At 33.8% G+C, this 22,485-nt stretch carries 17 protein-coding genes and 1 riboswitch; of the genes, 15 read left to right on the forward strand and 2 right to left on the reverse strand.

Going from position 1 to position 22,485, the window contains the following annotated elements:
* Nucleotides 1-79: 79 nt before the first annotated feature.
* Nucleotides 80-673, reverse strand: coding sequence for a hypothetical protein (locus QLQ96_RS15020; protein ID WP_482491418.1), 594 nt, complete (start codon nucleotides 671-673; stop codon nucleotides 80-82).
* A 306-nt stretch (nucleotides 674-979) separates the two neighbouring features.
* On the opposite strand from QLQ96_RS15020, the gene QLQ96_RS15025 reads away from it, so the two are divergent.
* The 12 genes from QLQ96_RS15025 (at nucleotide 980) to QLQ96_RS15080 (ending at nucleotide 16,855) form a co-directional block, all read left to right on the forward strand.
* Nucleotides 980-2,248 carry an alginate export family protein gene (locus QLQ96_RS15025; protein ID WP_482491419.1) on the forward strand — a complete coding sequence of 423 codons (1,269 nt, stop codon included), beginning with the start codon at nucleotides 980-982 and terminating at the stop codon, nucleotides 2,246-2,248.
* 43 nt (nucleotides 2,249-2,291) lie between these two features.
* Nucleotides 2,292-2,494, forward strand: a riboswitch (cobalamin riboswitch).
* Between the two features lie 115 nt (nucleotides 2,495-2,609).
* The gene (locus QLQ96_RS15030; RefSeq protein ID WP_482491420.1) at nucleotides 2,610-4,658 is read left to right on the forward strand and encodes a TonB-dependent receptor; all 2,049 of its coding nucleotides are present in this window, start codon (nucleotides 2,610-2,612) and stop codon (nucleotides 4,656-4,658) included.
* Nucleotides 4,655-5,800: a YncE family protein gene (locus QLQ96_RS15035; protein ID WP_482491421.1), complete on the forward strand. Its 1,146-nt coding sequence runs from the start codon at nucleotides 4,655-4,657 to the stop codon at nucleotides 5,798-5,800. The genes QLQ96_RS15030 and QLQ96_RS15035 overlap by 4 nt, the downstream gene beginning before the upstream one ends.
* A 10-nt stretch (nucleotides 5,801-5,810) precedes the next feature.
* A complete protein-coding gene (locus QLQ96_RS15040) occupies nucleotides 5,811-7,010 on the forward strand; it encodes a cell surface protein (RefSeq protein WP_482491422.1) in 1,200 nt (399 codons plus the stop codon).
* A 121-nt stretch (nucleotides 7,011-7,131) separates the two neighbouring features.
* Entirely contained in the window at nucleotides 7,132-9,411 is a 2,280-nt protein-coding gene (locus QLQ96_RS15045) for a T9SS type A sorting domain-containing protein (protein WP_482491423.1), read from the forward strand.
* A 94-nt stretch (nucleotides 9,412-9,505) separates the two neighbouring features.
* Nucleotides 9,506-10,144, forward strand: a complete 639-nt coding sequence (locus QLQ96_RS15050) for an NAD(P)H-binding protein (RefSeq protein WP_482491424.1) — start codon at nucleotides 9,506-9,508, stop codon at nucleotides 10,142-10,144.
* 168 nt (nucleotides 10,145-10,312) lie between these two features.
* Nucleotides 10,313-12,298 (forward strand): GAF domain-containing hybrid sensor histidine kinase/response regulator, encoded by a 1,986-nt coding sequence (locus QLQ96_RS15055; protein ID WP_482491425.1) that lies wholly within the window; start codon nucleotides 10,313-10,315, stop codon nucleotides 12,296-12,298.
* 77 nt (nucleotides 12,299-12,375) lie between these two features.
* Nucleotides 12,376-12,741: a response regulator transcription factor gene (locus tag QLQ96_RS15060; protein ID WP_482491426.1), complete on the forward strand. Its 366-nt coding sequence runs from the start codon at nucleotides 12,376-12,378 to the stop codon at nucleotides 12,739-12,741.
* Nucleotides 12,741-13,955: a tetratricopeptide repeat protein gene (locus tag QLQ96_RS15065; RefSeq protein WP_482491427.1), complete on the forward strand. Its 1,215-nt coding sequence runs from the start codon at nucleotides 12,741-12,743 to the stop codon at nucleotides 13,953-13,955. Before QLQ96_RS15060 ends, QLQ96_RS15065 begins: the two co-directional genes overlap by 1 nt.
* 1 nt (nucleotide 13,956) lies before the next feature.
* Nucleotides 13,957-14,778 carry a hypothetical protein gene (locus QLQ96_RS15070; RefSeq protein WP_482491428.1) on the forward strand — a complete coding sequence of 274 codons (822 nt, stop codon included), beginning with the start codon at nucleotides 13,957-13,959 and terminating at the stop codon, nucleotides 14,776-14,778.
* An 11-nt stretch (nucleotides 14,779-14,789) separates the two neighbouring features.
* Nucleotides 14,790-16,220: a glycosyltransferase family 2 protein gene (locus tag QLQ96_RS15075; RefSeq protein WP_482491429.1), complete on the forward strand. Its 1,431-nt coding sequence runs from the start codon at nucleotides 14,790-14,792 to the stop codon at nucleotides 16,218-16,220.
* A gap of 5 nt (nucleotides 16,221-16,225) precedes the next feature.
* The gene (locus tag QLQ96_RS15080; RefSeq protein ID WP_482491430.1) at nucleotides 16,226-16,855 is read left to right on the forward strand and encodes a response regulator; all 630 of its coding nucleotides are present in this window, start codon (nucleotides 16,226-16,228) and stop codon (nucleotides 16,853-16,855) included.
* Here the strand turns inward: QLQ96_RS15080 and QLQ96_RS15085 are convergent.
* A complete protein-coding gene (locus QLQ96_RS15085; protein WP_482491431.1) occupies nucleotides 16,852-19,866 on the reverse strand; it encodes a sensor histidine kinase in 3,015 nt (1,004 codons plus the stop codon). The genes QLQ96_RS15080 and QLQ96_RS15085 overlap by 4 nt on opposite strands.
* Before the next feature lie 168 nt (nucleotides 19,867-20,034).
* Between QLQ96_RS15085 and QLQ96_RS15090 the strand changes: the two genes are divergently transcribed.
* From QLQ96_RS15090 to QLQ96_RS15100, 3 genes are all read left to right on the forward strand, one after another.
* A complete protein-coding gene (locus tag QLQ96_RS15090) occupies nucleotides 20,035-20,589 on the forward strand; it encodes an NAD(P)-binding domain-containing protein (RefSeq protein WP_482491432.1) in 555 nt (184 codons plus the stop codon).
* A 351-nt stretch (nucleotides 20,590-20,940) separates the two neighbouring features.
* Nucleotides 20,941-21,753, forward strand: coding sequence for a helix-turn-helix domain-containing protein (locus QLQ96_RS15095; protein ID WP_482491433.1), 813 nt, complete (start codon nucleotides 20,941-20,943; stop codon nucleotides 21,751-21,753).
* Nucleotides 21,754-21,832: 79 nt separating this feature from the next.
* Nucleotides 21,833-22,444 carry a DUF417 family protein gene (locus tag QLQ96_RS15100; protein ID WP_482491434.1) on the forward strand — a complete coding sequence of 204 codons (612 nt, stop codon included), beginning with the start codon at nucleotides 21,833-21,835 and terminating at the stop codon, nucleotides 22,442-22,444.
* The last annotated feature ends 41 nt before the right edge of the window (nucleotides 22,445-22,485 follow it).

The raw sequence follows: 22,485 nt of genomic DNA on the forward strand, positions 1-22,485 counted from the left end.
ATATATCCAACAAAAAAACTGCCGAGATTGGCAGTTTTAAGTGTTTTTTATGATTTCAAACGATTTCTGTTAGAAAGTTTTATTCTTTAACTAAAACAATAACAGCTTTGTATCCCGTGCCAACATTCCATTCGCTTGACGAAATAACTTGACCTTTATCGTCATAAACTTTAAATTCGGCAGTATTTGGAGAAGCAAATCCTTCGTTTAATGCTTCAATGTCAATTTTGTTGATTCCTTTTACTAAGTTTATTTTCACGCTTTTAAAATCGCCATCCAAGGAAACTTCAGGTTCAATTACTTTATCATTTAAATATACTTTTACTTTATCGCCGTCAACAAAAGCTGCATCACGATACATAATAGTAGAAGTTACAGAAGTAGTGTTGATGTTACCTAAAAATTGGTTTCTTCTATAAAATATGCCTTCTACATTTTCATCTGGTTTGTAAAGATTTCGGTCTTTAAATAGTTCTTCTGGATTAACTTTCAAAGGTTCAGGTTTCTCGATAGGCGCAGGCGGATTTTCTTTAGGCGATGCTTCTTTCGGCGGAACAACTTCTTTTTTTGTAGCGTCTTTTGCTGGAATTGGTTTGAATTTATTATCAATTTCCTGAGCAAAACCTTGCAGCGAAAAAGAAACAAAGGCAATTATTAAAAATATTCTTTTCATGTCTTATAATATTAATCTTGAGGTGTTGATATAAAGATTAGATGCATCAATCTTTTATATATAAACATTTTATCAAACTAATTATTGTCTTAAAAGGCGTTATTTTTTTTAAAAAATATTTCTTATTTCATAAAGATAGTGCATTTTTGAATGGAAAGAAAGTCTGTTTTTCAGCGAGAGTTCGGCTTAATATCACAAAGAAAAAATTTATGTGATGATAAGTAAACCTGAGAATATTATATTTGTACAGTAACTCTATGGGATTTATATATGAAAATTAAAAATATACTTAAAATATTTTTCTTTTTGTTCTTTCTATTAATCGGTCATGGTTTACATGCACAGGTAAAAGATAGTTTGTCGCAGCAGTTTGTAATGAATGTCGAAATACGCCCTAGGGCAGAATACACATCAAATTATATACTTCCTCCTAACGATTCTATTGAGCCCTATTTTTATATTACTCAAAGAAATAGAATCTCCATGCTTTATGGCCGCCAAAAATGGTTTGTAAAATCGGATCTTCAGGAGATACACCTTTGGGATGAACAAAATTCTAATTCTAAAGTTGGAAGCATCAATTTTTATCAACTGTTTTTAGAAACAAAATTTAAGTCAATAAACTTTCGGTTAGGAAGACAAAGTATACTGCTGGATAATGGGCGATTATTTTCTGATGCGCCTTGGGCTCAGCAGGGAAGGGCACACGAAGGAATTCGAATAATGAAATATAGTTCACATTTTTCAAACGATCTTTTTTTTCTTTTTACCAGAAAATACAATACTAGTTTTGAATCTGCTTATTCGCCTGTCGCTTCCAATAAATATAAGTATATGGCAGTGTATAATTTTAGTTATAATAGGAGTCCAAACTTTTCTTTCAACTCGACAAATACGGTTGATTTTTTAGAAAAAGCAAATTCAGAAACGGTTTATACCCGTGCAACCATTGGAGGAAGAATTGAATTCAAAAAGAAACATTGGTATTATACTTTAAATAGTTATTTTCAGTTTGGACAAAATCAAAAAGGACAGCATTTAACAGCTTATTATTTTCAGCCAGAAGTTAAATTATCATTACAAAAATCAACTTTTCGTTTAGGTGCTGAAATCATTAGCGGAACAAGTAATCTATCGAAAACGGAAAATTCAGAAGATTTTGATGTTCTATATGGTGTTACTTGGAAATTTAATGGCAATATGAATGTTTTTACCCGTTTTCCTTCTGATGTAGGAGGAAAAGGACTCATAAATCCTTATTTATTTGCTTTGTTTCCGCTAAATTCTAAATTCGCTTTTCGCTCAGATTTTCATCTTTTTTACACCCAATATGCCTTACAGAATAATTTAAATCAGGATATGTCGCAATTTTTAGGATTTGAAAATGATTTTTCTATAAAATATACGCCTATTAAAGCATTGGAAGTTAACGGAGCATTTTCATTTTATAAATCGACAGAATCAATGCAGAATCTTCCTAAAGTACAAGACGTAAATAAACTGTCATTTTGGAGTTACTTAATGGTTTCCTACACCTTCAACGCTGTCAATTATAGAAGAAACAAGAAGTTTTAGGCTTAAAAATCTTCTGAATTTATAGTTTTATAAAAGATATTATATATTTGCGCCTGATTTTGGTCTGTTTTTTCATTTTTGAAAAAGCAGTTAAAAGGGAATCAGGTGTAAATCCTGAACAGACCCGCTACTGTAAGTTCTATATAAGTCTTTAAACATTACTAATGCCATTGTTCGTAGTTTCGGATGAGAAGGCCGTTTAAAGATGGAACAAGTCAGGAGACCTGCCACGATCACATAGTTTAAAACTTTCGTGGTATGAAGTTGATGACAAGATAATGACCTGCTATTTAGGATAGTTGGCCTATTTCTATGTTTTTGCAATTACGGCATCACGCAAAGTTTATTTAATTAAATCGTGATGTATAATTTGAAGAAAACGTTACTTTCTGTTTTTTTAGTACTTGTTCCTTTTTTGCTTCATTCTCAAGCGGTAACTGATAGTTCGCGGGTTTTAAAAGAAGTTATTTTAAAAGGAAAACCTTATCAGGAAGTGATTCCTGTACAAAGTCTTTCGGGCGTTCTGCTCGAAAATTTGGCGTCTCACAATGTTGCAGATGCACTTCGCTATTTTGCCGGAACTCAAATTAAAGATTATGGCGGTGTCGGCGGACTCAAAACCGTTGATGTTCGTAATATGGGAACGCATCATGTTGGTGTTTTTTATGACGGAATTCAGCTTGGAAATGCTCAAAATGGCGTAACCGATTTAGGAAAATATTCGCTTGACGACATGGAATCTTTGACGATGTACAACGGTCAGAAAAGTGAAATTTTTCAATCTGCTAAAGATTTTGCTTCTGCTTCTACGATTTATTTAAGAACCAAACGCCCTGTTTTTTCAGGCAATAAGAAAACAAATCTTCTAGTTCGTTACAAAACAATGTCTATCGATTATCACGATCCTTCTTTTAGATGGGAACAAAAACTGAACGATAAAGTCAGTATGAGTGTGAGTTCTGAATACATCAAATCTAACGGACAGTATAAATTTAGATATAAAAGAAAAAATCAAGATGGAAGCATTGCCTACGACACAACAGCAACACGATGGAACAGTGATATTGAAGCTTTTCGATTTGAATCGGGACTCTTCGGAAAAGTAAATAAAGGAACTTGGGATGCCAAAGTGTATTATTACGATTCTGAAAGAGGCGCTCCAGGAGCAATTGTAGAAAATAAGTTTCGAGATGGTTTCCGTCAATTCGACAAGAATTTTTTCTCTCAGGCTTCCTTAATAAAAGACGTTTCCGAAAAATATAAATTTCAATTAAAAGGAAAATTCGCTTACGATTATACACATTATATTGCTCGAGACACTACGAATGTTTTAGGCGAAATCGTAACTGAAGGAGCACAATCTGATGATAGTTATTATCAGCAAGAAACGTATTTCTCCGCAGTTAATATGTACAGTATTTTACCAACTTGGGATGTTTCGCTGTCAACCGATTTTCAATACAATAAATTAAATGCGACCAGAAGAGGAATTCAGACGCAATTTTCTTTCCCACAGCGTTATACTGCACTGGTTTCTCTTGCGACTTCTTATCGATATGAAGGTTTTAAAGTTTTAGGAAATGTACTTGCAACGCGCGTTATCGAAGAGGTAAAGTACAATGCCAAAGCGCCCAACAAAACCGAATTTACTCCCGCTATATTTCTAGGTTATACGCCATTTAAGCAATACGATTTCAATTTAAGAGCTTTCGCCAAGCGAATTTTCAGAATGCCAACTTTCAACGATTTGTATTATACCATGGTCGGTTCGAGCACTTTGAGACCAGAATATATGAATCAGTACGATGTTGGTTTTACGTATAATTTCCCTGTAAAGGAAAGCTTTTTTGATAAATTTTCTTTTCAAGCAGATGCTTATTACACCAATACAAAAGATAAAATTATTGCGGCGCCAACAGGAAATTTATTCCGTTGGATGATGACGAATATTGGTGAAGTTAAAGGAAAAGGAATCGAAACGGTTCTGAATATGGCTACTCATATCGATAAAGTAAATCTAACCGCAAACTTGACTTATACCTATTCTCAAAGTCAAGATTTTACTAAAGTCATGGGTTTAGAAATGTCATCTTACGGAGATCAGATTCCTTACACGCCTTGGCACAGCGGATCTGGAATTTTGAACGCGGGTTATGAATCTTGGAACTTCAATTACAGCTTTATTTATGTCGGAAAACGCTACAACGGAAATGTCAATAATATTAAAGTGAATGAAGTTCAGCCTTGGTACACGCACGATTTGGCGGTTCAGAAATCTTTCACATTCGAAAATTACAAATTAAACGGAGCGATTGAAGTCAATAATGCTTTCAATCAGCAATATGAAGTGATTTACAATTATCCGATGCCGGGAAGAACATTCAAATTTATAATCAGTTTTGAGTTATGAAAAAGCGTTTTTTTAAAATAATATTCGGTTTAAGCATTGCCGTTTCTTTGGTTTCTTGCCGTGAAGACGAAACGATTTTTCTTTCTTCGGATGTAAGTGTTGCGGCGCCAAGAAGCGATGGCAACATTGAAGGTTTTTATCTTCTGAACGAAGGAAATATGGGTATGAACCGAGCGAGTTTGGATGTCTTTAATTACAGAACAGGAAATTATACTACCGATGTTTATTCGGAAAGAAATCCTTCGGTTGTAAAAGAATTGGGAGATGTTGGAAACGACATTCAAATCTATGGCAATAAAGTTTATGCCGTAATAAATGTTTCCAACAAAGTGGAAGTTTTAGAAAAATGGACTGCAAAACGCATCAAAAAAATAGACATTCCGAATTGTCGATATGTGACATTTTACAAAGATAAAGCTTATGTGAGTTCGTATTCTGGCCCTGTCGCGATAAATCCGAATGCTGAAATTGGTTTTGTTGCTGAGATTGATACGACTTCATTAGAAATAAAAAGAAAAGTAACCGTCGGCTATCAGCCTGAACAAATGGTGATTCATAACGGAAAATTGTATGTAGCTAATTCTGGAGGTTACAGAGTTCCAAATTATGATAGAACAGTTTCTGTAATTGATTTGGAAACGTTTACAGAAATTAAGAAAATCGACGTTGGAATTAATTTGTACAGCATGCAAATTGACAGCCGTGGCGATATTTATGTGAGTTCACGAGGCGATTACTACAACACGCCTTCTAATCTTTTTGTGATTGATACGCAGACAGATGAAAAGAAAATGCAACTCGATATTCCTGTTTCTGGAACTTGTTTAGTTGATGATTTATTGTATTACTACAGCGTTTCTTGGAGCTATTTAACAGGAGGCAATAAAGTGAGTTACGGAATTTTAGACACCAAAACTAAAAAAGTAATTACAGACAAAATTATTACGGATGGAACTGATAAGCAAATTATGATTCCTTACGGACTTCAAGTCAATCCCGAAACCAAAGAAATCTACATTACCGACGCTCAAAACTATGTTGTAACGGGTTATATCTACTGTTTTACGCCCGAAGGAAAATTAAAATGGAAAACAACCGCAGGGAATATTCCCGCTCATATTGCTTTTATAACTAAAAAATAAATATTGTAAAATGAATAAAAACCTTTGTAAAATCGCTTTGTTTTCGATTCTCTTTTTGGGATTTATGGCTTGTGATAAAGATAATGAAGAAGAAAAAGAAATGCTTCCCACAGAAGTTCTAAAAGATTCGTACACCATTGATCGTTTTAAAGTGCTGAATATTACAACAGAACTTCCAAGCACAGCAAAACTGACTTGGAGCGTAAAAGACTCCATTATTTCAGAAAATGCTGATTTGGATTTCATTAGTCCGTTTCAGAAAAATTATCCTCTGACTTTAAAAGTAGAATTGAATGGCGAAATAAAAATTTATTCTTCCTCAATAAATGTACTAAAAGAGACCAAAGCGTACAGTAAATATATTTCTAATGTACTTGATTTTCGTCCAGCAGTTGGTCAGTTTACAAATGAAATTCCGCAATATGTAACAGGAAATACGGAAGCTAACATTATTGCAGCAGCGAAAAAAGCAATTGTGGGTTCGAATACTTCTATGATTTCGCTTGGCGGTTTTGGTGGTTACGTAGTTCTTGGTTTTGATCATACGATTCCGAATATGGATGGCCGTGATTTTAAGATTTTAGGAAATGCTTTTTGGGGAAGTGAAGCCAACGAAGCGCGTTCTGGATCTTGCGAACCCGGAATTATTATGGTGGCTTACGACAAAAATAAAAACGGAAAACCAGATGATGACGAATGGTATGAAATTGCTGGAAGCGAATACTTTAAAAGCACTACAATAAAGAATTACGAAATAACTTATTTTAAATCAGATGCCAACAAAACGCCAATTGTTGGAGCTGAATTTTGGCAAGTTAATACCGAATACATCAAATGGCAGGATAATGCAGGACAATCGGGTTATAAAGTTCAAAATGTATTTCATGACCAGAATTATTATCCACTTTGGATTGCCGATGCTTCTTATACTTTAAAAGGAACCAAAATAGCCAATAATTTCTACGATCAAAGCGGCGAAGGTTCGTATTGGGTAGGAAAATCGTTTGAATTTGGTTATGCCGATAACGCTCCAAATAACGATGAAGCTTCGAATATTGATATTTCTTGGGCAGTGGATAAAAACGGAAAATACGTAAAACTTCCCGGAATTGATTTTGTAAAAGTTTACACATCAATTAATCAGGAAGCGGGCTGGCTTGGAGAAGTTTCTACGGAAGTTTCAGGCGCTTACGATTTGCATCTTAATTAATTTTTAAACACATAGAAACATAGATTTTAAGAAAACGCCTTTGCTAAGTCTAATGATCTATTTTTCTATGTGTTGAATATAAAAACAACAGATTAACAGAACATTTTAAAACCAATAAATTATGAAGAAGAACTACTTTATAGTAATCATGTTATTTTTCGCATTTCTAACCAATGCGCAAATAACAATTCAAGGCGTTCCTAGAAATGATGTTAAATCAAAAACAGCAACGCAAAAACAAGTAACGGCAAAAAGCACCAATACAACCACTTTTGCAGATATTCAATTTTGGGTAGGATCGGGGTCAAATCAGGCTGCATTTGTAGTGCAATGGAATGACGGAAAAACTTCTGACGCTTTGGTTTGGGGTTTTAAATGGGATGGAACTGCAACTGGAGAAGATATGATTAAAGCTATTGCAAAGGCTGATCCGCGTTTCTTCACGTTGCTTTATCAAGGAACGCAATTCGGATCTGCAATTGGCGGATTTGGTTACGATTTGAACGGAACTGGCACAAACGGACTTTATAAAGATGCAAATACAACCTATCCTTATTATCCTTTTGATGGTATCGTTAATACTTCAACGTATGATTTTGATTCGTATACAGCCATCGATACCAATGATCATTGGTCATCGGCTTGGTATACAGGGTTTTGGTCGTATTGGGTTAAAGATCCAACAGATAGCGATTACAATTTTTCCGGAGTAGGAGCTTCTACTCGCGAATTGCAAAATGGCTCTTGGGACGTTTGGAATTTTAATCCAGAATTTGAGGCGATTGATATTGCCACAACTTTTAATCCAGTTGCTCCTTATTCTAAAGTGATAGATTTTACCAAAGGTTATTTTATGGTAAACGAAGATTGGTTTGGGCACGTTAACGGATCTGTAAATTTTGTTGAAAATAACGGAAATATTAATTATCGCGTTTACAGTGAAGCCAACAATAACAATAGTTTCGGAGCGACTACGCAATACGGAACTATTTATGGAGATAAGTTTTATTTCGTTTCCAAACAGGCAAAAGATGGTGGAGATACGCAATACACGCCTGGCGGAAGATTGGTTGTTGCCGATGCTTTAACGATGAAAAAAATTGCAGCATTTGATAATATTGGAGGAGGAGATGGCCGTTCTTTTGTTGGTGTTGATGAAAAAACAGGTTATATAGGGGCTTCAAATGGTATTTTTCTTTTTGATATTGCCAATATGAAAGTTGGAAGTTTGATAGCAGGAACGGGCGGAGGAAGTCAGTACGTGGGACAAATAGGAAATATGATTCGTACATCGCAATATGTTTTTGCTGTGAAACAAAGTGCAGGAATTTTGGTGATTGATCCTAAAACAAATACGGTGGTTAAAACTATCGCTGGAGCATTCCATTCGGTTACACAAGCGAAAGACGGAAGCGTTTGGGGAATTCAGAATCAGAAATTGATAAAAATTGATGCGTTGACTTTTGTAACAACCGAATATGCGATTCCGACAACAAAATATTTAGGTTCTTGGGGAGCTTGGAATGCGGGAAGTTTTACGTACAGCAACAAGGAAAATGCTTTGTATTGGAATAATAATGTAAGCAGTTTTGTTGGCGGAATTCAAATTGTAAAGTTTGACATTGCTACAAAAACATTCAATGAAAATTTCGCTACGCTGCCTGGACAAACGGGAACATACAAGCAGATTATATACGGTGCGGGATTGCGCATTGATCCAGTTTCGGACAATTTAATTGTAAACACAACAGAAAGCGGATTTGGAGCTCATTACCAGAAAAACTGGATTCATACTTACGACAATACAGGAAAACTGATTGATACAAAAGTTCTAAACGATTATTATTGGTTTCCTGCCATGGCAGTATTTCCAGATAATGTGGCACCAACTGTAAACTCGATTTTGCCATCACAAGTTTCAACAGGAAGTCCGACAATTATTGATTTGAAAACGGTGGTTTCTGATGAAGATAATATTTCGGCAGCGATTGTAAAAACGATCAAATCAAATAGCGATGAAAACATTGTCTCGGCAGAAATTAATACTAATGAAGAATTAATTTTAACCCCAAAAAATGGCGGAACAGCAACCGTTGTAATTAGTTTTAATTCTAATGGAAAAGTGGTTGAGAAGTCAATTTTGGTTGATACATCGACTTTAGGAAGAGATGAATTCACCAAAGTGCAATTGTCTATTTATCCAAATCCAGTTGCAGATTATTTGAATATCAGCACAGAAGATGAAATTGTAGATGTTGTTGTTTATGATGTAACAGGAAGAACGATCAATACTAGATTGAATAACAGTCAAATTGATGTAAGTAATTTTGCTAAAGGTTTTTATGTAATTAATATTGTAACTGATAAAGCCAATTATACTCACAAATTCATCAAAAAATAAGATTTAAAATATTTAGAGAAAACCTCTTTGCTTAATTGTAAAGAGGTTTTTTCAATTAAAAAGATGAGTATATTTACTTTTAAAATTCTTTATTATGAAAGCATTGGTAATTGGAGCAACAGGCGCAACAGGAAAAGAACTGGTTAAGCTGCTTTTAGAAAGTAATGATTATTCAGAAGTTTCAATCTTTGTAAGACGTTCAATAGGAAAATCACATTCTAAATTGACAGAACACGTTGTTGATTTTTCAGATGTAAATTCGTTTCAAGAATTAATAACTGGAGATGTTCTTTTTTCATGTTTGGGAACAACTTTAAAAGATGCAGGTTCAAAAGAAAAACAATGGAAAATCGATTATGATATTCCAGCTGATTTTGCCGCTGCTGCGAAACAAAACAATGTAAATTCTTTGATTTTGGTTTCTTCTTACGGCGCTTCCGCGAAAAGCAATGTCTTTTATTCTATGATGAAAGGAAAGTTAGAAGACCATCTTCAAGAACTTAACTTTCCGCAATATATTATTTTCAGACCCGGACCGCTTATTAGAGAAAATACAGATCGTTTCGGCGAAAAAATTTCAATAAAAGTGATCAAATTCTTGAATGCTATCGGAATTTTCAAAAATCTAAAACCAATCACCACTGCGTTTTTAGCCGAAAAATTAATAAAAGCTCCAAAAGTGCTTCCGTCAGGAAATACGATGCTGGAGCTTAACAGAATTCTTGAATTGTAAAAATTATAAGTTATGAATTGTGAATTTCGAAGATTATAAATGTATTCCAACTTATAATTTATAACTCCTAATTCCTAGTATTTATAGAATTAAAGTAGAGCGTATATTAGGGATTCAACGGTTTTTTAGATTAATTTTGCCTTATCTTTATACACATACCACGCCAAAATGAATATAGATTTCCCTATTCCAGAAAACGAATTACAGCGTTTAGCAGCTCTAAAACGTTATAATATACTCGATACGCTTCCAGATCATGCCTTTGACGATGCTACAAAACTTGTCGCTTATATCTGCGGCGTGCCAATTGCCCACATTTCTTTTATTGATGAAAATAGGCAATGGTTTAAATCTGAGATCGGAATAGGTGTTTCTGAAGTGCCTCGTGAAATTAGTTTTTGCCAGTATACTATTTTGGATTCTAAAATGGTCGAAATAAATGATACGCATTTAAATGACCGTTTTAAAGAAGACCCAAATGTTACTGGGGGTTTTAATGTAAGATTCTATGCAGGAGTGCCACTTACAACACCAGATGGCTATAATATTGGAACGCTTTGCGCGATTGACCATGTTGTTAAAGAACTGAATGAAAATCAGCGTAATGCACTTTCTATCGTCGCCAAACACGTTATTGCGCAGTTGGAATTAAGTACAAAAAATAAACAGCTGTATGCACAGAGAAAAATTGCTGAGCGTGCAGTTTTGGCAAGAGACAGTTTTTTGGCCAATATGAGCCACGAAATCAGGACGCCTTTAAATGCGATTATTGGTTTTACAGATTTGCTTGCGCAGACCGAACTGGATGATACACAGCGAGATTATATTGGAAGTGTTCAGATTGCAGGCGAAAATTTACTTTTGATTGTAAATGATATTCTGGATCTTTCTAAAATAGAATCGGGAAATTTGGCAATCGAATCTGAAGCATTTAATTTAAAAAAGGCACTTAAACACGTTTACAATTTATTGAAAGTAAAAGTGCAGAAAGATGTCGAATTTGATCTTTTTCTTGATGCTGAAATGCCAGAGATGGTGATTGGAGATCAAGGAAGGCTTAATCAGATCTTGGTAAACCTTGTTGGGAATTCGCTAAAATTTACAAGCGAAGGAGAAGTAACAGTTTCTGTAAAGAAAATAGAAGAAACAGAGGAAAATTATACGCTTAAATTTTCTGTAAAAGACACTGGAATTGGAATTCCGAAAGATAAATTGGAAACCATTTTTGAGCGATTTACACAAGGTGAAGAAAGTACAACGCGAACATTTGGAGGTACTGGCCTTGGACTTAATATTGTAAAACAATTAGTCGAATTGCAAAAAGGAGAAATTCATGTAAAAAGCACTTTAAACCGTGGTTCTGAGTTTTTCTTTATTCTTTCGTATAAAAAAACTAATTCTGAAGAAGTTGCAGTAAAAACAATTTCTAAAAATGAGTTAGGAAATCTTAAAATTTTGCTTTGCGAAGACAATGTTTTAAACCAAAAGCTCGCAAAAAGCGTAATTAATAATTTTGGTTTCGATTTGGATATTGCGCACAACGGTGAAGAAGGTATTGAACTTTTATCTCAAAACGAATATGATTTGGTTTTAATGGACTTGCAGATGCCTGTAAAAGACGGTTACCAAACGACGGAATATATTAGAAATGAGATGAGGTCTAATATTCCGATAATTGCCATGACGGCACATTCTTTAGTAGGAGAGCAGGAGCTTTGCTACAAGGTCGGAATGAATGCTTATGTGCCAAAGCCTTTTAAACAAGCCGTTCTTTTAAAAGCCATAAAAACCGTAATGACACCAGGCAGCGATGCAATGAATAGAAGAATTATAGACATGTCTTTTTTGGATGAAATGGCTTGCGGTGATCTTGAGTTTAAAAAGGATATGATTGATCTTTTTGTTGATAAAATTCCAAATCAGACGGAACAGTTAGAAGAAGCTTTTCAAAAGGAAGATTATGAAAATGTAAAAAAACTGGCGCATAATATGAAATCGAGTATGGATATTTTTATGCTTCAGGATTTGAGTAATTGTCTTTCGATTATTGAAGAGGAAGCTTCAAAAGGTTCGTTTACATCAGAAACTTTAGATAAAATAAATATTTTTAGCTGTGGAATTGAAGAAGTCGTTAAAATTTTAAAAGAGTTATGATTTAAAATAAATATGCAATAGCTTTACAGTATAAGACGTTATAAATTAAGTTATCTCCAGATTAAAAAAAACAAAAAATGAGAATTATTGTAGCTGAAGATAATGATATCCTACGCAAATCGTTATCTTTTTTCTTAGAGTCAAAAGGATTTAATGTTGACCAGTTTTCTGATGGAAAAGAGGCTCTAGAAGCAATCGAAAAAGAAAACTATGATTTAATATTAACCGACATTAATATGCCAGGTGTTAGCGGAATGGAAATCACGCAGCACGTTAGAGAAAACCTTAAATCTGACGTTCCTGTCATCATACTAACTTCTTCGGGAGTTGAACAAACTGAGCTTGATTCTTTCGACATTGGAGCAAACGAATTCATTGCCAAGCCAGTAAGTCCAGCCGTGCTTTTAGTGAGGATCAATAAATTGCTAAAAACCCGAATCTAATGAAGTTTATCTATTATTCTATTTTTCTGCTTTTTATTTCTTCTGTTGCAATTGGACAAGAAATCAATATAGATGAGACTTTGGCAAACGTTAAGCGTGAGGTCGAAAAAGAAAATTACGATAAAGCATTATCGCTCATTGAACCTTTGCGGGCCAAATATCCAGAAAATGAGGATATACAAACATATACCGGACGTATTTACAGTTGGAAAAAAGACTATAAAACGGCTGTAAAAATTTTGTCTCCAATTGCAGACAGAAACAATCCGAATCTGGAAGCTTTGCAAGCGCTTGTAAACATTTATTTCTGGCAAGAAGATTATGAAAAATGTATTTCATATTGCGATAAATATCTGGCAATTGATCCAAAATCTGTTGATGTAGTAAGGATTAAAGCAACTTGTCTAGAAAAACTGAATCGAGATCAAGAAGCATTGGATTTAATCGAAAAATCAGCTTATATTGACAATAGTACTCAGGCTTTTAGAGGAATCCGTACGCTTATTGGACGCAAAGCAAAAAATGCAGTTTCAGCTTCTTATTTAAATATTTCAACTTCAGATCCTGGACAGTCTCCATTTCATTACGGATATGTCGAGTATTCGCATAAATTCAGCAAATCGGCAATTGTCGGAAGAGCCAATGTTGGAAACATAGGCAGTGATACTCAAATGTTATTTGAAACCGATTTTTATCAGACCTTTTCAAATAAAAGCTATTTGTACGCAAATGCTGGAGTTTCTACGGGAGAGACTATATTTCCTGTAGCCAAAGGAGGTTTAGAATATTATTTTGCTCCGCAGAAAAAATTTGATTTTTCGCTTGGCGCAAGATTCATGCATTTTGAAACAGACGATATTACATTACTTACAGGTCAAGTAGCTTACAATGCTGGAATTTACAGTTTTGCGTACAGACCTTATTACGATATTTCTAACGAATTGTTTTCTCACGTTTTAAGCGTTCAGCGTGTAAACGAAGAAAAAGAACGTCTTGTAAGACTGGAATTGCAGTACGGAAACGTACCATATTTGTATCTCTACAATAGTTTTACACAACCTCTAAAAGCTTATAGAGTTGGAATTCAGTACCAGCATCGCTTTGGCGATTCGTTTTTTGTACGCCCAATTTTTCTTTACGAATATGAAGAATATATACCAGGAGAATACAGAAATAAATTTAATGTACAGCTAATTGTAACGAAACGTTTTTAAGATGACAGAAATCTGGGATTTATATAAAGAAGGTCGTTGGGAAGTGCCTTTTCTTACTTTCTCTATATACCTATTCGTAGGAGCATCATTTATTCTGTATCTTATAATTGTAGCAAGCAGAAACAGTAAAATCAAAAAAGAACGTCTTACAAAAGAATACAGCGTTACGATAGATAAAATACTGTCGGATGTTATTTTTGATAATGTTCCTTATTCAAAAATTAAAGAAGATAAAAATTTTCAAGTGCTTTTTGATACGCCTTTTTTTAGAGAAGTTTTGACAGATTCTCTCATCAATCTGCATAAAAACTATGAAGGTGTTTATGCAGAGAAATTAGAACAGTTTTATAAAGATTCTAGTTTGATAAAATCTTCATTTAGAAAGCTTAAAAGTTTGAAATGGGAAGTAAAATGCAAAGGAATCACAGAGCTTGCAGAGTTTAATATTAAAGGAGCATTTGCTCCAATTATAGCCTGTTCTAAAGCTAGAAAAAAAACATTAAAAATTGTTGCCTTAAATGCCGCTATCAAACTTGAAGGAACTCGGAGTATCAGCTATTTAGTAAAGCATTCTGACCCGATTGACGATTGGATGCAACTTAATATTATTGGCGCTTTCAAAAAACATAATGTTGGCGATACTGAAGGAATAGAACATTTATTGGAATCGCACAATACAACGGTAATTACACTTGGTTTAAAGCTTATAAAAGAACTTAAACTATCCCAAAAAGTTCTTCATGTGGCGCAATTGGCTAATCAGACAACAAATGCGACTATAAAATATGAAGCGCAGAGTATTTTGCAGACATTAACAGCATAATAGTATAAGAAATGACTTTTATTAATCCTGAAATAACATGGTTTTTGGATGTGTACATACTCCTAATATTGGGCTACGCCATACTAATCATGTCGTCTTATTTAGCGCTGGCCTATATTTCTACAAAAGAACTGAGAAGTTATCTTAAAAGAAACAGTTTTGTAAATTATGATGTACTGTTAACCAGTGATTTTGCGCCAAAACTTTCGCTTATTGCGCCTGCTTATAATGAAGGTTTAACTATCGAAGAAAATGTAAAATCACTGCTTTCGCTGAATTATAATAATTATCAGGTTATTGTGGTAAATGACGGAAGTAAAGACAATTCGATGGAAATCCTGACCAAAACGTACGATTTGGTTTTGACCGATTTAGATTTTCATCCGCAAATTGAAACCAAAAAAATTAGAGGAATTTACACTTCAAAAAATGCGGCTTTCAAAAAACTAATTGTCGTTGATAAAGAAAATGGAGGAAAAGCCGATGCATTAAACGTTGGACTTAATATTGCGCAAAATCCGTATGTGGTTTGTATCGATGTCGATTGTATTTTGGATAAAGATTCGCTTCTTAAACTTGCAAAGCCATTTTTGGAAGCATACGGAAAACGTATTATTGCAACTGGTGGAGTTGTTCGAATTGCCAATCAATGCGTGATAAAAAACGGACGTTTGGTCGAAGTGCATATTCCAGATGTTATGCTGCCGAGAATTCAGGTTTTAGAATATTTACGCGCCTTTCTTTTAGGAAGAATGGCTTGGGGAAAATTAGACGGATTATTGCTTATTAGCGGTGCTTTTGGCGCTTTTGATAAAGAAATTGCGATACTTGCAGGCGGTTATAGCACCAAAACAGTTGGAGAAGATATGGAACTGATTGTGAGAATGCGCCGTTATATGCTCGATAATAAATTGCCCTATTCGGTGAGTTATATTCCAGATCCGCTTTGTTGGACCGAAGCGCCAGAAGAATTCAACATATTCAAAAAACAGCGTTCGCGATGGATGAGAGGAACCATAGAAACTTTAAGCATTCACAAAAAAATGTTTCTAAATCCGAAATACAAATTATTAGGAATGTTGAGTGTGCCCTATTGGACATTATTTGAGTTTTTGGCACCTGCAATCGAGTTTATCGGACTTGTAATAACCGTTGTATTCATTGTATTAGGATTATTAAACTGGCATTTTTTCTTCTTGTTGTTGCTTTTTGTATATTCGTTTGCTGTTTTATTTTCGGTTATTGCTTTGTATAGCGAAGAAAAAACGTATCATAAATATCCAAAACAAAGAGACTTTTTTAAACTTTTGATGGCCGCTTTTATAGAACCGTTTTACTTTCATCCGCTTACCGTTTATGCGGCTTTGGTTGGTTATAAAGAAAAAATTATGGGAACTAAAGGCTGGGGCGAAATGACTAGAAAAGGATTTACTAAGAAATAGTGAATATGACCAAGAAAATTTTAATAGTCGACGACCATTTAGTTGTGCGAAATGGCGTAGCAATGATTCTTGAAAGACAATTTGAGGACGTTGCAATTTCGAATGCTGAAAATTTCTTTGAAGCGATTACACTTTTAAAAAATCTTCCTTTTGACTTGGTTATTTTGGATATCAATATTCCTGGCGGAAAAAATACCGATATGATTACCGATATCAGAGCCATTCAAACTGATGTCAAAATATTAGTTTTTTCGGCACACGAAGAAGAACAATATGCATTGAAATATCTTTCTTGCGGAGCGAATGGTTATGTGGATAAGCTCTGCAGCGAAGAAAAAATTATGTTTGCCATTACTTCAATTTTTGAAACAGGAACTTATATTTCGCCTGAACTGGTTAGTAAATTGGTGGATAATCAATCGAATAAAAGAAAACTGAATCCGTTTGAAGGATTGTCAAAAAGAGAACTTCAAATAACCGATTTATTAGTTCAAGGAAACGGAAATTTAGAAATATCAAACATTCTCAATATTCACATGTCTACTGTGAGCACTTACAAAGCAAGAGTTTTTGAAAAACTAAAAGTCAATAATCTGGTAGAACTCATTAACTTGTATAAAACTTTTCAGAGTTAGTTATATTCTACCATTATTTCAATTGTGGTTCCTTTATCAATATCGCTTACAATGTTGATGTTTCCTTCAATAAGAATAAGAAGTTCAATAATCATATGAAGTCCGAGATGATAATTTTTTAAAATCGGAGTTTTGTAAAAATTGTGGTAATAATCGATAAGTTCTTTGCTCATTCCTTTACCGTTATCTACAATTTTAAAATTTAAAATGTTATTCTGAGTGGTGCATAACAGTGAAATTCTTCCGTTTTTGGTATTTTTTATAGCATTATCAATCAAATTATGAATAATGATCGAAAGTGCTTTTTTGTTCGTTTTCACAAATAAAGCTTTCGGCACATTATTGATAATTGTGTTATTTTCAGCTTCGGCAATTTTTTCAAAAATCTGAATGCTTTCTTCGATTAATTCATATAAAGAATAACATTCGTCTTCTAGTTTTTTTCCTTCAATAAAAATAGAAGAGTATGTAATAAGATTTTCAACATATTCATACAATTGCGATGTTGATGTCTGCAAGGTTCCTAGTTGCTGTTTAAGTTTTGGATCTTCTTGTATCGTATTGTTTTCAAAAAGATGTTTTATAGAAGAAGACAAGAATTTCAGCGGACTTTTGATATCGTGGCTCATGCTTTTTACCAACATTTCGTGCTGTTTAATTTCTTGTTTTAAGTTGTTTTCTGTTATTTCAAGTTTTTTGACTGTAGACGCCAATTTTTTTGTCTTTTTCGCAATTACGATTTGAAGCTGTAAGCTTTTTATTTTCTGATAATATAATCTGATGTACCACAGAGAAATAACAAAACCAACAAAAAGAATACAGCAGAGAATTGTAAACCAGATGGTCTGATGAAATTTTGCAGGTACAACAAGAATTACTTTTTTGTAGGCATAATTGGTATCAAAACCAGACAAACTTCTAAAGGTAAGGGTGTACGTTCCGGGAGGCAATGTTGTAAAAGATATAGATTTATCGGCTTTTAGTCGTTCCCAGCGATCAGTGCCAATTTTGTCCATTTTTGCCTCGATGCTCATATTTTTTGAATTGCTATAATATGGATACGAAATCAAAAAACTGACCCTCTGAAAATTGTTTTTTAAGACAATGGTGTCTTTTAGGAAAAGTGTTTTTTGGTCTAAAACAACTTTGTCAATAAAAAGCTCCTTGCCAGGAAGTAAAGGAGAAACTTTATCTGGATTAAAAAATACGATGCCATTCATGGATGGAAAAACGATCTCATTGCTTTTTAGAAAATTCCCGCAGGGCTGGCACCCGCCATTGAATTCGCTAATTAAGAAACCATCCGATTTGTTATATTGATGATAATATATCACCGTATTTTTATTTTTAGAATACTTAATAAGCGCTTTTCTAGAAACCTGAAAAAGCCCTTTGTTGGTTGAGATCCAGAAGAAATTATTTTTGTCTTCAATGATGCAGTGCGCAGAATTAAGAGAATGTTCTTCGTCTGTTGGGAAAGAATATAAAAGGTTATTAGAATACAGAAAAAATCCTTTCTCATATGTTGTGAGCCATAATTTCTGCTGACTGTCAATAAAAATACTTCTGATGCTTATTTTATCTGTACTTTTTACAAAATGTATTTTTTTTGTCTTTAAATTATACTCAAACAAACCATTGCTGCTAGCTAAATAGAGGATATTATTTTGCTGAGCAATGTAATTGATATTGTTTTTAAAAATGCTTTCCAGTTTTACTGTCCCGTTTTTTATAGAATACAATTTTGGTTTATGAAAAACATCTTCTCCTAAACTTACCCAAATCGTATTGTTATTGTCTTTGAAGATTGTTTTCGGATTTTGCTCAAATTGGTAGGAGAGATTTTCTTTATATCCCGATTTTTTTAGAAAACATAGCACTTTCTTGGCTCTGCTAATCCATATGTTTTTTTCGCCATCCAGCGCAATGCTTATTTTTTCGTCTAAAAAAACACTTTTCGGGAAATGAATACTGTCAATAACCCTTTTATTGTTTAAAATCAGGCCTTCAGCAGTTATAATTGTACTGTCGCTAAATGCTTGTGCGGCATAATAAACTTCTGCTTTTCCTTTGTTTTTTGTTATGGATTTGAAGGGTGGAAAAGAAATAATGCACAATCCGTTTGTGCCGCTTCCTAAATACAGTTTTTTATTGTTTTGATCGTAATATATTGCAATGATATTACTGTTTTGAAGTTCTTTGTATTCAATAATAAATTCAGCGGTTAACTGACCATTTTGATTTTTTAGTTGGTATATTTTATTTTTCACACAAAGAAAAACCTGACCAGTAGTGATGTTCCAGTAAAGCTTATGATTAGCGTTCAATAATATGTTTAGTTTTCCTGAAGATTTGCTGTTTTTTGAAAAACAATGGTAATTGCCATTATTCAACAGATAAAAAAGAGTGTTATCTATCGCAAAAAAATTAAAGACATTATCGTTTTTAAAAGCAGTTTTAGAAATGCTTTTCATTTTAGAATCGCATAATTCTATTTTTTCAGTATCAAGAAAATAGATATCGCCTGAGAACAGCCTAATAAAAAAGGATTCACGGTTATCAATGGTATAATTAGAAGGAAGACCATCGTGAAAAAAGAAATGCTTACCGCTTCGTGTTAAATTATATTTTGGCGCATCCTTTTTTAGAATCTGAACTTTTGCATTTTTGATAAAGACAAATTCTTTTCTGCTTTCATTAAAACTAGTGAGACTATCTTTTTCAATGCTTCCAAAAATATCTTTAAAACGGTTGTGTTCTAAAGTTGTGTTTGACGAATTAAAGACTATAAAATTATTTCCATCATAACGTACAATTCCATTTTCGGTTGTCATCCAGATAAAATGGTGTTTGTCCTGAATGATTGCATTTATGCTATTTTGATTCAGTTCGTTATTATCAGCAGTATACCATCTCGCCGTGTAGTTTTCTTGGGAGACTATTTTTGTTGTGATAAGCAGTAGCAAAAAACAACAATAGCGAAAAGAAACAAAAGCTGTTATTTTGGACATCTGACTAATTTTATACAACACAAACTTAGCAAACATAAATTAGAAATGGAGATTTGTAGTTTTAAATCTACACCGTTGTAGATTTATTGGCACAACCAATACAGGCTCTGCAATGGTTTGTAAGGTTATATTTGCCTTATAAGGTTATAGACAAAGTTTCAAAAACGTATGAAAATAGGAGTAATTGGTTTGTGTAGTTTTACAATAGATTTTGTAGATCGAGCAGTCAAGGCAGGACATCAGGTAATGTTAAGCAATACCCGCGAAAATTACCAATATAAAGATCTCGCCCAAACAATGGGAGAGAATGTAAAACTAGTAAGCAGAAATGAAGCAGCAAATGCCACTATTCTGATTTTGTTTATTCCGCGTGAAGATGTAGCACTATTTTTAACCGATTTACCAGATATGACCGAAAAAATATTGATACATGCCAGTAATCCTATTTTTAGTTTAGAATGTCTTAAACCAAATTCAAAATCATCGAGCGAAATAATAGCTTCACTTTTACCAGAAGCTCATGTAATAAAGGTTCTTAATATCGTTAATCCAAGCGTGTTTTCATTACTAAATCAAAGGACAAAAGGAAACGAAATATTTTATACAGGCTCAGACACAGAAGCAAAAAATAAAGTAAAAACATTTTTTAAAAGCCTAAACCTTGCTGGAGTAGATTTTGAAGATTTCTGTTTGCCCCCAAAAACGGTCTATTCGATAAATTGATTCGAGTATTTTGTTACGAAACCAGCTTTGAATATAATCCATTATTCAACCCCCGAAATGTTCCCAGAAAAGCTAACTTTCTGGGGCATTTTTTTGTTTTTAAACACATAGAAACATAGTTTATCTTTTTCAAAAAAAGGAAATTGAAAGAAACTAGTTTCTAACACATAGGTCTGCGCACTGAATGCCTCCAATTTTGTCATTTCGACGAAGGAGAAATCTTCGTTAGAAACTCTACAAAGATTGGCGATATTCTGTACGGAGCTACTTACGAAGATTTCTCCTTCGTCGAAATGACAAAAATGAGCTGAATAAATCTAGATAATCAGTTCAAATCTGTAATTTAGTACTATGAAAATCCAGCTCAAACAATCTTCTTTTCTTGAAAAAGAAATCAACGAACCTTATTACAACATTTTGATGTTCGATGGAAAAGCAATTTTTTCTGTTGATTTGACCGATTATGAATGCAAAGGAAAATGTCTTTTGTTTTTAACGCCATATCAATTATTGCAATGGAAGAGTTCTACAGCGCCTTTCATTAACATTTTAAGTTTTCACGGAGATTTTTATTGCATTGAATATCATAAAAAAGAAGTCGCCTGCAACGGAATTTTATTCAATGATATTTACAGCGAACCTTTCGTAGCTGTTTCCGATTTTATTTTCGAAGAAATTGCAAGCATTATCGAAAGAATGAAAAGAGTAGAAGACTCTGAACTCGATTATGATAATTCGATTCTAAAATCGTATCTGCAGGTTGTTTTGGCATTAAGCAGCAAAGAAAAACAGCTCAAAATGTCACCACAAATTCAGGAATCTATTGGAAACGCTGATATTTTGAAGTTTCAGCATTTGTTAGACACACATTTTCTAGAAGCCAAAGAAGTTTCTTTTTATGCCACAAAATACAATTTGAGTGTGAATACTTTCAGTAAAAGAATCAAAAAGCATTTCGGAAAATCGCCTTCGCAGCTTATTCAAGATCGAATTGTTTTGGAAGCAAAGAAACAGTTGCATTTAACTACGAAAACCATAAAAGAAATTGCAGACGATCTTAATTTTGAAGATGAATTTTATTTCAGCCGCTATTTTAAGAAAAGCGTTGGCATTTCGCCTAAAGAATTCAGAAAAGAAGTCGGTATTTCTATCGTGGCAAAATAGTCCATGAAAACTCCTTTAAGTCCATTTTTATCCAAGTAGCTGTAAAGTAATTTTGGTGTGTATTTAAAACATAATCAAAATGGAAAAATTAATAAGATTTGTAGCTGGTGGACAAAGCAACTTTATTCACTTTTTAAGAATTGCCATCTTCATTGTAATGGCTTGGATTGGCGGATTAAAAGCCTTTAAATATGAAGCAGACGGAATTGTTCCGCTTGTCGCGAATAGTCCGTTTATGAGTTTCTTTTATAAAGATGCTAACAAACAAGTCGTGAATGAAGAAGGAAAAACGGTAAAAGCCTACACGCTTCATAAAAACCTTGAAGGTAAAATTGTTGAAAAAAACATCAAATGGCACGAAGAAAACAGAACTTATATTTTCGCTTACGGATTAGGATTCGTTATTGTGGCGATAGGTTTACTGGTTCTTTTAGGAATTTGGTTTCCTAAAATCGGCTTTGTGGGCGGACTTCTAACGTTCGGAATGGCATTTGTAACTTTATCGTTTTTAATCACAACGCCAGAAGTTTATGTTCCTAATTTGCGCGGTGATTTCCCAACGCCAGAATTCGGATTCCCTTATCTTTCTGTCGGTGGCCGTTTGGTTCTCAAAGACATTATCATGATGAGCGGCGGATTGATTGTAGCTTCGGCGAATGCAAAAGAAATTCTAAAAAGATTTTACTCTTAATCAAAATACAAAAAGCTGTGCAAGGTTTTAAACTCGCACAG

Source organism: Flavobacterium sp. B167r, from assembly GCF_056824315.1.

What these genes read in the sequence shown, in the direction of transcription:
- QLQ96_RS15020 (WP_482491418.1), bottom strand. Translation starts at nt 673, where the DNA reads ATGAAAAGAATATTTTTAATAATTGCCTTTGTTTCTTTTTCGCTGCAA.
- QLQ96_RS15030 (WP_482491420.1), top strand. Translation starts at nt 2,610, where the DNA reads ATGTATAATTTGAAGAAAACGTTACTTTCTGTTTTTTTAGTACTTGTT.
- QLQ96_RS15035 (WP_482491421.1), top strand. Translation starts at nt 4,655, where the DNA reads ATGAAAAAGCGTTTTTTTAAAATAATATTCGGTTTAAGCATTGCCGTT.
- QLQ96_RS15040 (WP_482491422.1), top strand. Translation starts at nt 5,811, where the DNA reads ATGAATAAAAACCTTTGTAAAATCGCTTTGTTTTCGATTCTCTTTTTG.
- QLQ96_RS15045 (WP_482491423.1), top strand. Translation starts at nt 7,132, where the DNA reads ATGAAGAAGAACTACTTTATAGTAATCATGTTATTTTTCGCATTTCTA.
- QLQ96_RS15050 (WP_482491424.1), top strand. Translation starts at nt 9,506, where the DNA reads ATGAAAGCATTGGTAATTGGAGCAACAGGCGCAACAGGAAAAGAACTG.
- QLQ96_RS15055 (WP_482491425.1), top strand. Translation starts at nt 10,313, where the DNA reads ATGAATATAGATTTCCCTATTCCAGAAAACGAATTACAGCGTTTAGCA.
- QLQ96_RS15060 (WP_482491426.1), top strand. Translation starts at nt 12,376, where the DNA reads ATGAGAATTATTGTAGCTGAAGATAATGATATCCTACGCAAATCGTTA.
- QLQ96_RS15065 (WP_482491427.1), top strand. Translation starts at nt 12,741, where the DNA reads ATGAAGTTTATCTATTATTCTATTTTTCTGCTTTTTATTTCTTCTGTT.
- QLQ96_RS15070 (WP_482491428.1), top strand. Translation starts at nt 13,957, where the DNA reads ATGACAGAAATCTGGGATTTATATAAAGAAGGTCGTTGGGAAGTGCCT.
- QLQ96_RS15075 (WP_482491429.1), top strand. Translation starts at nt 14,790, where the DNA reads ATGACTTTTATTAATCCTGAAATAACATGGTTTTTGGATGTGTACATA.
- QLQ96_RS15080 (WP_482491430.1), top strand. Translation starts at nt 16,226, where the DNA reads ATGACCAAGAAAATTTTAATAGTCGACGACCATTTAGTTGTGCGAAAT.
- QLQ96_RS15085 (WP_482491431.1), bottom strand. Translation starts at nt 19,866, where the DNA reads ATGTCCAAAATAACAGCTTTTGTTTCTTTTCGCTATTGTTGTTTTTTG.
- QLQ96_RS15090 (WP_482491432.1), top strand. Translation starts at nt 20,035, where the DNA reads ATGAAAATAGGAGTAATTGGTTTGTGTAGTTTTACAATAGATTTTGTA.
- QLQ96_RS15095 (WP_482491433.1), top strand. Translation starts at nt 20,941, where the DNA reads ATGAAAATCCAGCTCAAACAATCTTCTTTTCTTGAAAAAGAAATCAAC.
- QLQ96_RS15100 (WP_482491434.1), top strand. Translation starts at nt 21,833, where the DNA reads ATGGAAAAATTAATAAGATTTGTAGCTGGTGGACAAAGCAACTTTATT.